10 protein-coding genes are annotated in these 10435 nt (G+C 68.8%); 3 read left to right on the top strand and 7 right to left on the bottom strand.

What is annotated here, in order from left to right; translation table 11 throughout:
• Positions 1-143: 143 nt before the first annotated feature.
• The gene (locus AB0O21_RS39850) at positions 144-368 is read left to right on the top strand and encodes a hypothetical protein (protein WP_365180733.1); all 225 of its coding nucleotides are present in this window, start codon (positions 144-146) and stop codon (positions 366-368) included.
• 308 nt (positions 369-676) lie between these two features.
• Here the strand turns inward: AB0O21_RS39850 and AB0O21_RS39845 are convergent, their stop codons facing one another.
• Positions 677-1117: a DUF3052 domain-containing protein gene (locus AB0O21_RS39845; protein WP_365180730.1), complete on the bottom strand. Its 441-nt coding sequence runs from the start codon at positions 1115-1117 to the stop codon at positions 677-679.
• A gap of 82 nt (positions 1118-1199) precedes the next feature.
• Between AB0O21_RS39845 and AB0O21_RS39840 the strand changes: the two genes are divergently transcribed.
• Positions 1200-4454: a SpoIIE family protein phosphatase gene (locus AB0O21_RS39840; protein ID WP_365180727.1), complete on the top strand. Its 3255-nt coding sequence runs from the start codon at positions 1200-1202 to the stop codon at positions 4452-4454.
• An 89-nt stretch (positions 4455-4543) separates the two neighbouring features.
• On the opposite strand, the gene AB0O21_RS39835 is transcribed toward AB0O21_RS39840, so the two are convergent.
• A complete protein-coding gene (locus tag AB0O21_RS39835) occupies positions 4544-4753 on the bottom strand; it encodes a hypothetical protein (RefSeq protein WP_365180724.1) in 210 nt (69 codons plus the stop codon).
• A 196-nt stretch (positions 4754-4949) separates the two neighbouring features.
• On the opposite strand from AB0O21_RS39835, the gene AB0O21_RS39830 reads away from it, so the two are divergent.
• Positions 4950-5672 (top strand): dienelactone hydrolase family protein, encoded by a 723-nt coding sequence (locus AB0O21_RS39830; RefSeq protein ID WP_365180721.1) that lies wholly within the window; start codon positions 4950-4952, stop codon positions 5670-5672.
• 235 nt (positions 5673-5907) lie between these two features.
• On the opposite strand, the gene AB0O21_RS39825 is transcribed toward AB0O21_RS39830, so the two are convergent.
• From AB0O21_RS39825 to AB0O21_RS39805, 5 genes are all read right to left on the bottom strand, one after another.
• Entirely contained in the window at positions 5908-7848 is a 1941-nt protein-coding gene (locus AB0O21_RS39825) for a serine/threonine-protein kinase (protein WP_365180719.1), read from the bottom strand.
• A 140-nt stretch (positions 7849-7988) separates the two neighbouring features.
• Positions 7989-8297, bottom strand: coding sequence for a hypothetical protein (locus AB0O21_RS39820; RefSeq protein WP_365180716.1), 309 nt, complete (start codon positions 8295-8297; stop codon positions 7989-7991).
• A 215-nt stretch (positions 8298-8512) separates the two neighbouring features.
• Positions 8513-9151, bottom strand: a complete 639-nt coding sequence (locus AB0O21_RS39815) for a hypothetical protein (RefSeq protein ID WP_365180713.1) — start codon at positions 9149-9151, stop codon at positions 8513-8515.
• A gap of 219 nt (positions 9152-9370) precedes the next feature.
• The gene (locus AB0O21_RS39810; RefSeq protein ID WP_365180710.1) at positions 9371-9571 is read right to left on the bottom strand and encodes a hypothetical protein; all 201 of its coding nucleotides are present in this window, start codon (positions 9569-9571) and stop codon (positions 9371-9373) included.
• A gap of 590 nt (positions 9572-10161) precedes the next feature.
• Entirely contained in the window at positions 10162-10308 is a 147-nt protein-coding gene (locus AB0O21_RS39805; RefSeq protein ID WP_365180707.1) for a hypothetical protein, read from the bottom strand.
• Between the last annotated feature and the right edge of the window lie 127 nt (positions 10309-10435).

Genomic DNA, 10435 nt, shown 5'->3' with positions numbered 1-10435 from the left:
CCACTCGCTACGACAAAACCCGCGAGTCCTACCAGGCAGCCGTCACCATCGCGTCCCTGTTCCTCTGGCTCAGACCCCTTTGAAGACACGCCCTAACCCCGGCGCAGCGGGCCGCCGCCGTCCACGCCCACCAGCAGGCCGCGATGCCCGAGGAGTACCTGGAGGGCCGCACGACCGACCCGGCGACATGGCTGCGCACCCCGGAGAACATCGCCCGCCTCGCCGCACTCACCCAGGGCGCCGCCGCCCGCCGCCCCATCGAGGACCGGGAGCTCCCGGCTGCCCGTCCGGCCAGCCGGCGCCGCCAGGAGCGCGAGCAGCAGCGCCAGCAGCCCGGCCCCGGCCAAGGCCAGGGCCTCCAGCCGTGAGTGCCCTTTTCTGATCCTTAAAGGGCCAGGTCGCAGGCGAGATGTCCGGACTCCAGGTGCACGGACGCGTTTTGCCGATCGGTTCGGTTGCGGCAACGGTTCGGTGAACGGCCGTTCTGGGACTCGTGGGGCACGTGAGGCCGGGTGGTCAACGAGTCGTACGACACCTTGATCAAGGTGAACACGGTCCCTTGATGCCAGCCTTGGAGTCTTGAATACACGGAGGACCTTGGCGGTCACCGCCGAGGTCCTCCGTCAGGCTTCCCGTTGAGGAGGCCCGGCAGGGCATGTGCTGGCGGCCAGGCCGCTCATCGCTTTACCCCGGGCGACTTCGGCAATACAAGCTTGCTACCCGACCAACGCTCGCCAACGCCTGTGCTGAGCGTCTGGGCAAGGCCTGCGGTACTGGCCGCCTCGGCAATGTCGCTCTGCTCGACGTAGCCACTGCGGCCTGTCTTCGGACTGAACACCCAGATGACGCCGTCGTCGGCGAGCGGCCCGATCGCGTCGACGAGGGTGTCGGTCAGATCGCCATCACTCTCCCGCCACCACAGGAGGGCTACATCCACCACTTCGTCCGCGTCTTCCGTCAGGAGTTCGCTCCCCGCGCTCTCCTCCACGGCGGCTCGGACGTCGGCGTCCACGTCTTCACCCCATCCCAGTTCCTGCACCACCATGTTCGGCTCAATGCCGAGCCTGTCAGCCACGCCGACCTTGCCTGCGTCACCAGCTGCTACCACGCGTTCCATGTCCCTCTCGTCAGGAGCCACGGCCCGGAGGCCCAGACCCCCGGGTTCAGCGCGGCGCACCCCCATCGCATCCTGAACAAGAGTGATTCACCCAGGCGATGGCAACGTCGCTTCCACAGCACCCGGTCGCGCAACGACCGGCATCCCGCCAGGCGCGAGCTCGACGACTGCACCACCTACCGCGCACTGTCCGTACCTCGGCCCGTCCCTCAAGAACGGGCTCACGTACTGGACGACGTACGACATCGCGCCGGGCGCCGAAAGCAATCGGCGTGCTCGTCAGCAAGGACCTCGCGGAGACCCTCGCAGCTTCGTCAACCGCGTCCTGCCGGGCAGGGAAGAGGGTGAGGCCGAGGCGCGGCTTGGCGAAGAGATCGCGGCGCTGCCGGCCGCGTACGAGGACCACATGGAGGCCAAGCAGTTCCGCAAGGCCGCGCAGGCGCTGCGCGCGCTGTGGTGTGCGGGCACCGGCCAGCTCTCCGGCTTGATCTCGGGAATGCACATTCCTCGGCGGGATGACAGTGTGGAAGGCGAGGATCCACGGACAGTCCGGATGCACGAAGAGCGTAGCCGTGTCCATGGGAGTACAGGCATGAAGGGACCGGCAGAACACCAGTCACCGTGGCGCCGCCTGGGCTCGTGGCTGAGCTGCCTGCGCTCCCGCCTGAGGGTGCGCAGTGTCGCCGGGCAAGTGTTCCTGTGGCAGCTGGTCGCTATGGTGCTGCTCGTCGCCGCGGCGCTGTCGGCGCTGATCCTGCAGGCCCGGAGCGACAGCACGCACGACGCCGAACACCGCACGCGTGCCGCGGCCATCGCGCTGTCGCACTCTCCCGGGATGGTGGCTGCCCTGGACAGCGCCGATCCGACCGCGACGCTGCAGCCGCTCGCCGAGACGACCCGGAAGAGTGCCGGCTTCGATTACGTCGTGATCTTCAGCCCTGAGGGGATCCGTTACACGCATCCCTTTCCCGAGCTGATCGGGAAGCCCATCTACGGACCGTACAAGGAAGCCTTCAAGGGGCCTGTGACCAGCAGCTTCACCACGCCCATCTCACCCATCGTGGACACCACCGCGCCTGTCACCAGGCCGGATGGCTCCGTCGCCGGGCTGGTGGCGGTGGGCGTCACCACCCCGCACGCAAGTGCCGCGGTGAACCGCCAGTTGCCTCTCCTCCTCGGCGGCGCGGCTGCCGCGCTGTGTCTGGGCATGGGCGGGGCGGCGCTGGTCAGCCGGCGGCTGCGCCGCCAGACCCACGGCCTGGGCCCGGCCGAGGTGACGCGGATGTACGAGCACCACGATGCGGTACTGCACGCGGCCCGCGAGGGTGTGCTGATCGTCGGCGGGGACGCACGACTGCTGCTGGCGAACGACGAGGCCCGGCGGTTGCTGGATCTGCCACCCGACGTGGAGGGACGACCGGTCACCGATCTCGGGCTCGCTCCCGGGATGGCCGAGCTGCTGGCATCCGGTCGCGTTGCCACCGACGAGGTACACCTGGCCGGAGACCGGCTGCTCGCGGTCAACAACCGCCCGACCGAACCATTCGGCGGATTGCCGGGCAGCGTCGCGACGCTGCGGGACACCACCGAGCTGAGCGTGCTGACTGGACTGGCCGAACTGGCCTGGGCCCGTCTGCAGCTGCTCTACGACGCCGGGCTGCGGGTCGGCACCACCCTGGATGTGATGCAGACCGCGCAGGAGCTGGCGGACGTGGCGGTTCCCCGGTTCGCGGACTTCGCCACGGTCGAGCTGGCCGATCCGGTGCTTCATGGCGATGAGCCGCCCCCGGGCACCGGCACGGCGGGAGGCCCGGAGATTCGCCGCATGGCCGTGAGCGGCATCAGGGACGATCATCCGCTCTACCCCGTGGGCTCGCTGATCAGCTTCGTCCCCGCCACACCGGAGGGCGCCGGTCTGGAGACCGGGCATGCCGTGCTCGCCGCCGATCTGCAGCAGGCGCACACCTGGCGGGCGCGCGATCCGGAGAACTCCGACAGGGTTCTCACGTATGGGATCCACTCGCTGATCTCCGCCCCGCTGCAGGCCCGGGGCATGATCCTGGGCATGGTCAACTTCTGGCGTTCCGGGCAGTCCGAGCCGTTCGAGGACGACGATGTCTCCTTCGCCGAGGAGCTGGTCGCCCGCACGGCGATCGCGGTCGACAACGCCCGCCGCTTCACCCGCGAGCGCACCATGGCCGAGACGCTACAGCGCAGCCTGCTGCCCCACGGCCTGCCCGAGCAGAGTGCCCTGGACCTGGCGTACCGCTACCTGCCGGCGCGCGACGGGGTCGGCGGGGACTGGTTCGACGTCATCCCACTGTCGGGATTCCGCGTGGCGCTGGTCATCGGCGACGTCGTCGGCCACGGCCTGCACGCCGCGGCCACCATGGGCAGGCTACGGACGGCCGTGCACAACTTCTCCGCTCTCGACCTGCCCCCCGACGAACTGATCGCCCGCCTCGACGATCTGGTCGCCCGGATCGACCAGGGCGAGGCAGCCACCGGAGAGGGCGGTGGTCCGAGCGTCACGGGCGCCACCTGCCTGTACGCGATCTACGATCCGGTCTCCGGAAGCTGCACCATGGCAAGAGCGGGTCACCCTCTGCCCGCGCTCGTGCGACTCGACGGCAGCGTCGAGTTCGTCGACCTGCCCGCGGGTCTGCCGCTGGGCGTGGGAGGGCTGCCCTTCGAGACGGCGGAGCTGCGGCTGGAGGCGGGAACCCGGCTGGTGCTCTACACCGACGGTCTCGTCGAGGACCGGGATCGCGACATTGAGGACGGCCTCGCTCTGCTGCACGGTTGTCTGGCGGGCACCCACACCGACGGATCCCCGGAGGAGATCTGCGGGGCAATATTCGACGCGATGGTGCCGCCGCGCCCGAGCGACGACATCGCGCTCCTCGTCGCACGCACGCACCTGTACGAGCCCGGTCAGGTGGCCACCTGGGACGTGCCGCTCGATCCCGCCGCCGTCTCCCGCATTCGCTCCGAATGCACCGAGCAGCTGACGGCGTGGGGACTGGAGGACCTGACCTTCACCACGGAGCTGATCCTCAGCGAGCTGATCACCAATGCCATCCGTTACGGGATCGAGCCGATCCATGTCCGCATGCTGCGGGACCGCGGCCTGGTCTGCGAGGTCTCCGACACCAGCAGCACCTCACCGCATCTGCGGTACGCGGCCACGACGGACGAGGGCGGCCGGGGACTGTTCCTGGTCGCCCAGCTGGCGGAACGGTGGGGGACCAGGTACACGGCCCGAGGCAAGGTCATCTGGGCCGAGCAGCAGCTGTTTGCGACGCCTGAACAGCCGTTCGAAGCGATGCTGCTGTAGCACTGAGGCGACCTTCGTTGCTCACCGAGCCTCGATACTGATCATCGAGTGCTCATGGTCAGTTGGCGTTGCTCACGGAATCGCGGAACCTACGCTGCGAGGCGCTCGGCGAGCAGGTCTGGCGCGAGGTGGGCATCGGCGGCCCCGATGACACCGAGCAGCTCAAGGCCCGGATCATCACTCTCGCACAGCAGGCGATCGGCCTGGAGCTGAAGCTCCAGGAACGCGACGATGACCTCGCCGCCGCCCGCGCTGCCAACCGCGAGCTCATGGGTCAGCTCAACCGGCCGACCGCTCACCCAACCCGCCCGGGTGAGCGCACGCGCCCGCAACAACCGGGTCCCGGTCTCTCAGCGGCCGGGAACCGGGTTGTCGGGAACGGGGTCTGTGGCGGATCTTGTGAGCCATCGCCGCATTTCAGAGGCATACCCGCGCTGTTCTGCCAGCGGTGAACACCGGCCCGACCATGCTCGACAATCACTACGGTCCAGTCTCATGACGATTGCGACGCGCACGGTCGAGTACCAGGCCGACGGTCTGACGATGATCGGGCACCTCGCCGTCCCGGCCGGTGTCGACCGCCGGCCCGCGGTGCTGCTCGGGCCAGAGGGCATGGGGCTCAGCGACGTCGAGCGCCGCCGGGCCGATGCTCTCGCCGAGCTGGGATACGTAGCGCTGGCCTTCGACCTTCACGGCGGGCGCTATCTGGGTAACCCCGAGGAGATGCTGGCCCGTTGCCTGCCGCTGCTCGCCAACCCCGACCGGATGCGGGGCATCGGCCACGCGGCGCTCGACGTGCTGCGCGCCGAACCGCGAACCGACCCCGACCGGATCGCCGCCGTCGGCTACGGCACCGGGGGCGCCATCGCGCTGGAACTCGGGCGCGACGGCGTCAACCTGCGCGCGATCGGGACAGTCAACGCGACCACCACGGGCCGACCGGGCGAGGCGGCGCGCATCCGCTGCCCGGTGTGGGCCGGGGTCGGATCGGATGACCCGATCATGCCGCCTGCGCAACGGGACGCGTTCACCGCCGAGATGCAGGCCGCAGGCGTCGACTGGCGCCTCGTGGTCTACGGCGGCGCCTTGCACGCCTTCCACCACCCGCCGGTCGACCACCCCATTGTCCCCGGCGTCGGCTACCACCCACGGCACGCGCAGCGGGCCTGGCACGACGTCGTCGACCTGCTCGCCGAGTGCCTTCCCGTAACGGAATGATCTGATCGGCAATTTCGCAATTCCGTGCCGCGAACCAGGCCGGTCGACCGCCACCGCTCCGGTTTGTTGCCGGCGCTCCCTTAAGAACGTGCTCACCGCGTACGACGAGGCGGGCCGGCCGGGCCGGAGGCGTTCACCCTGCACGAACTGGCCGGGCGGGCTGGAACGGGGCCGGCCGACCGTGCCGATGTCTTCCCGGACGTCCGGAGCGAACAGTGAGCCGTAAGACGGCCGATCATGCAGGGCAGTGTGCGAGAGTACCCGAGGTCATGAACTGCCGGGCTGTTCCGTCTGCAGCAGTGATGACGGTGGCGAACTTGGTGTACGGCCAGTTCGCGGATCGGGCGGCTTGGGTCTTGAGGGCGTTGCAGGCCGAGGACGCGGCGATGCGTGCCCAACTCTCGCGGGTGGCGTTGTCCCATTCGGGCTTCTTCACCCACACGTACAGGGCGCGGCCTTCAGGGTCATATCCGGCGCTGGTGTTGTGGTGGCCGAGGGACTTGTCCGGCCATTGCCCCAGGATGCTGTTGACGGCACCGGTGGCGACGCTGATCTCGTCGGAGTCGCTGCTCGGGATCTGGGCTGCCGCCAGGCCAGGCTGGTTGGGCCGCCAGTCGGTGGTGCGCTGGGTCGCGGACGTGGTGCAGGTCGTGTTGGTGCGGAAGTTCCCCTCCCATACGATGCCGGGCCCGCCCGCGCGGGCGGTGTCCACGATCACGTACTCGGTGTAGGCGTAGTCGGGATAGGCGTCGGAGAGGTCCCGCAGGCCCAGACAAGCCAGCTGAGCGACCTCCTGTATCGCTATCGGGGGCAGCTGCCTGCCGCTCATGGCGACATAGACCTCTTTCCTCCCCGGATGGAAGGTGAGGGTGCCGTTGTCGACGCCGGGGTAGGCATCCGGGTCGAGCCAAGGCCCGGTGCCCATCGCTCCGTAGGAGTCGGTCTCGGCTGCCGTGCGGGCAGGGCGGGATTCCTTCCATGTGGCGATGGTTGCCTCCCCCGAATCCGTCTTCTTCTCCGGTCCAGGCTGACTCTCGGGATTCGCGGTCGGACTTGTGATGCTGCTCGGCGGTTGTGTCGATGCGGTCGTCAGCGTCGGGGCGGGTGTCTGAGCTGTGCCAAGCTGGCTGTTGCTGTCCCCGCCGGAGTCAAGTACTGCTATGGCGCCGGTCAGTGCAGTCACGACGGCCGCAGCTACGGCTGCGGTGACCAGGGTGTGCTTCCGGGATCTGGCGGCCGGGGGGTGCCAGGTCGGGTCGTCCAGGGTGGGCATGTCCCACTCGCCTGCGATGAGGTCACCGACGAGGGTGGGCATGTTGCCCGAGGCGATGACCTGGGTGGCCTGGGCGGACAACAAGACGGCGCACTGATCGGCAGCCTCGCTGGCTGTCGGACGCTCGTCCGGCTCCTTTGACAGCGCCCGTGCGACGATCTCCCGAAGCCCGTGGGGGATGCCGTTCAGGTCGGCCTCGCCGGACATGACGCGAAAGGCGACCACGTCAGGGGCCCCAGTGCCGAACGGGAGACGCCCGCTCACTGCGTAAGCGATGAGTGCACCCCAGGCGAACATGTCGCCTTCAGGTCCGGCGGTTCCGGTGCGGTAGTGCTCGGGGCTGATCCAGCCGGGGGTGCCGGTCATCACGCCGGTACGGGTGACGGAGGTGCCGTCGGCAGCGTGGGCGATGCCGAAGTCCAGGACACGGGGTCCGGCCGGAGTGAGGATGACGTTCTGCGGCTTCACGTCCCGGTGCACTACGCCCGCCTGGTGGATGGCGGCTAGGGCCTGGGCGGTGCCGGTCGCGAAGGCGTACAGCATCCCGCCCGTGAGCGGGCCTCGGTCGGCCAAGTGCTGATTGAGGGTGGGGCCAGGGGCGTACTCGGTGGCCAGCCAGGGAGAGGCGGCCTCGGGGTCGGCCGTCAGGAGCGGTATCAGGCACGGGCCCTGAACGCGGGCGGAGAGCTGCACCTCACGCCGGAACCGGGCCCGGAACTCCGGGTCTTCGGCTTGTGACGGGTGAATGATCTTGACCGCAACCCGTGCTCCGGCAGGGTCGAGTCCGGCATGGACGGTGCCCATGCCACCTGATCCCAGACGGCCGATGATCCGGTACGGGCCAATACGTGCAGGGTCACCAGGACGGGCAGGCTGAACCCGTCCGGAGGGAGTAATGCTCACAGGTGTTGCTTCCTCTGTTCAAACGATCGTGCTGGGCGTGCGCATCACAGGTGCGCCCCACCGCTGGCCGGTGCTAGGCGGCGCAGCCGGCACGCTACGGACGGAAGTTGAAGGACGTGGGTCACCTTTGGTGTCGGCCGTCACTTCACGTACTGGCCATTGATGAGACCGGCCTCACGCAGGTGGCGCTTCACCTCGCGCCACGCCAGATCCTGGTAGCGGACCGGAACGTCCCTCTCCAGCATCTGCCCCAGCTGCTCCCATTCGTCGTGCGCCTTGTCCTTCTGCGGGCGTAGGTCCTTCACCGCCTGGTCGGACCGGGCGGCCTTCCACCCTGCTCCCACGACCTGCCTGAGCAGCCCGAAGAGCTGGCGGGTGGAGGTGACCTGATGCTGGTCCTCGGGGCCCTCGGCGGGTTGCATCTGCGGCTTCGCCTGCACCTCGTCCATGGCCTGCTTGGCGGCTGTGCGCTTACCCTAGGCGGCGACGACGCAGGCCAGGTCCGCTTCGAAGGAGGCCAGGTCTTCAGGGAAGCCCTGCCCGGTGGCCATTGCTTCACGGATGCCCCGCAGGGTGCTGGGCGGCTGGGTGTTCACGGGGGTCCTCTTCTCGGGATGCTGGGGAGATGGGGCGGGCCCCGCGCCTGTTCGCGGGGCCCTGGCGGCTACACGGCGGTGCCGGCCACACGGATGAGGGTGGCGGTGCGCGGATTGCGGTCACCGGAGAAGGCCCACGCGGCAGGCTTCGCGTCGGCGGGGACCATGAAGGCGAACACGGCGTCGCGCTTGAACCCGGGCTGGACCTCGTTCAGGCAGGCTTCCTCTCCGTTGCCCTTCACCTTGTAGACGTTGTCGACGTTGTTGAAGGTGCGGGCCTTGTCGTCGACCAGGCCCATGGAGATCCCGCCGCCGCACACCGGATCGAACGGCTGCGAGCCGTCGTTGAAGACGGTGGTCTCGACGATCACGTACTTGGCCCCGTCCGGGGCCTTCTTGGTCTTGGTCTCCCGGAAGTCCGTGTACTCGTAGCTGTCGCCTTCGCGGATCTTGTTCACGATGACGCTGGCGCCGCTGTTGGTGGCCTTGTCGCCGATACCGAAGGTGGGGGCTGGGGGCGGTGTCGGGGACGGCGGGACAGCCGGAGCGGTGTTCTCCCTGGTCGCGTCTCCGGGATAGTTGCGCGTCTCCTGTGTCGGGGCGGGAGAGGCCGAGCGCGTTGTGGGCTCGTCGTCAGTGACCATCAGGGTGGCTCCGACGGAGAGGGCAGATACCAGGACCGTGTGGACGGTGAGCAGGAGCGGCATCCGCCACTTCGGGCGGCCACTGGGAGTACCGGGTGCTGGTGCGGGCGGCTGGGGCGGCATCGCCGGTATCTGCGGCTGGGGCTGGTGTTCAGGGGACGGACTGTCAGACACGGAGGTTCCTCTCGGGTATGCGAGCTGACCGGCGTTGCCGTCATCTCGTTCGGGCGTACGGTGGATGTGCCGGGCGGGGCCTATTACGGGTGCGCCCCCGGCGTTCGGCTACTTCGATCCGCGGATGTACTGGTCGGTCGCGGTGTCCCTGTCTATGAAGTAGGCGCGGATGATCTTCCCCGGCACGTCCTTGAGGACGTAGAGGATCTTCTTGATGTCCTCTTCGCTGGCGTGCTGCTTCGGGGTGCCGCAGGTGGAGCGCCTGTTGCCGATCTCGGCCTGGACCTCGGTGGCGGAGTAGGACTCCATGAGCGTCAGGGACTGGGTGATGCCGTTGGCGATGGCGGACTTGACGAGGACGGAGACGTAGTGCTTTTCGTCATCGCTGAGTCGGTCGACCTTGACCGCGCCGGTGTTGATGCCCCGGCGTCGGTGATGCCCGGCTTGCCGTCGGCCTTCGGGGTGGAGGAGTCGGGCTTGTCACTGGTGCAGGCCGTCAGGGCGAGGGCGGCTGTCAGGGCAGCGGTGATGGCGCGGGCGCGCATAGGGACTCCTTCGGGATACGGAAAGTGAATTCCGGTGGATGGTATTGCAGAGATGGCATCGGTTACTGGCCAGTCTCATAAGGCGGTCCGGCGTCGCTGGCCGGCGTTGCCGTGGTGGCCGGTCGGCGAGGAACCGACCCGGCCCGCACCATCGGTGCGGGCCGGGGTTCGAGTGGGGCTGGGGTCAGCGGCGCATTCGCAGGTAGGGCTTGGACCAGAGACGCAGTCGTACGCCACGGGAGCGCCACACAGACTCCCCGTGCGGGACAGGACCGAGGCACCTTGGACCCCGAACGGAAGTCCCCTTGATTCACCTCACACCGGAAGCCCATCCACACCGAGCAGCAGGAGCGGCTACGCGGCGCCGGACAGCAGCGCCTCATCGCCGCCGCAGCCGAGCACCGCCGCCAGCATCGCGCCGCGCGAACCGCCCGCCCCAGCCGGATGCGCCGTGCGGTCCGGGCCCTGCGCCGGGCCGCCGCCGAAGGCCTTCGCACACACCACACCAGCAAGCAGCAGGAAGGCATCTGCGCACTAGTACTCCAGCAGTACTTTGTGGCTTGACCTGGGGAAACGTCGAGCGGTGGGAGTGTAGCGGGCAGGTTGTCGTCACGACCGGCTTCTGCCC

It is taken from the genome of Streptomyces sp. NPDC091371, from assembly GCF_040684275.1.
Classification (GTDB): Bacteria; Actinomycetota; Actinomycetes; order Streptomycetales; family Streptomycetaceae; genus Streptomyces.
This window is presented reverse-complemented; position numbering and strand designations above follow the sequence as displayed.

Excerpts from the sequence above, each read along its gene's own strand:
- AB0O21_RS39850 (WP_365180733.1), top strand. The coding sequence starts at position 144 with ATGCCCGAGGAGTACCTGGAGGGCCGCACGACCGACCCGGCGACATGG.
- AB0O21_RS39845 (WP_365180730.1), bottom strand. The coding sequence starts at position 1,117 with ATGGAACGCGTGGTAGCAGCTGGTGACGCAGGCAAGGTCGGCGTGGCT.
- AB0O21_RS39830 (WP_365180721.1), top strand. The coding sequence starts at position 4,950 with ATGACGATTGCGACGCGCACGGTCGAGTACCAGGCCGACGGTCTGACG.
- AB0O21_RS39820 (WP_365180716.1), bottom strand. The coding sequence starts at position 8,297 with ATGGACGAGGTGCAGGCGAAGCCGCAGATGCAACCCGCCGAGGGCCCC.
- AB0O21_RS39815 (WP_365180713.1), bottom strand. The coding sequence starts at position 9,151 with ATGCCGCTCCTGCTCACCGTCCACACGGTCCTGGTATCTGCCCTCTCC.
- AB0O21_RS39810 (WP_365180710.1), bottom strand. The coding sequence starts at position 9,571 with ATGGAGTCCTACTCCGCCACCGAGGTCCAGGCCGAGATCGGCAACAGG.